Below are 208 nucleotides of genomic sequence, written 5' to 3'. Positions count from 1 at the left end.
ATTTAAGCGGGGTGTTCGGTGGTAAAACGGCACTGGAAGAAAGATTTGAGCAAGGCAACTGGTCCACGCTGTCAACCGGAGCGCCTGTATTAGAGGACGCCAGCATCTCTTTTGATTGAAAAATCAAACTCATCAGCTCGGTGGGGACCCACGATATTCTTATATGTGAAGTATTGGATATCAAACACAAGCCTGATTGTGAAAGTCT

The 208-nt window shown here is 45.7% G+C and carries 1 pseudogene; it reads left to right on the top strand.

Annotation, left to right across the window (positions count from 1 at the left end):
• Positions 1 to 116, top strand: a pseudogene (locus V6252_RS13720) (FMN reductase); the annotation flags it as partial.
• Between the last annotated feature and the right edge of the window lie 92 nt (positions 117 to 208).

The sequence above is a fragment of the Psychrobacter proteolyticus genome (assembly GCF_038155145.1).
Taxonomy (GTDB): domain Bacteria; phylum Pseudomonadota; class Gammaproteobacteria; order Pseudomonadales; family Moraxellaceae; genus Psychrobacter; species Psychrobacter proteolyticus_B.
The sequence above is the reverse complement of the archived record's forward strand: the minus strand, read 5'-3'. Positions and strand labels throughout refer to the sequence as shown.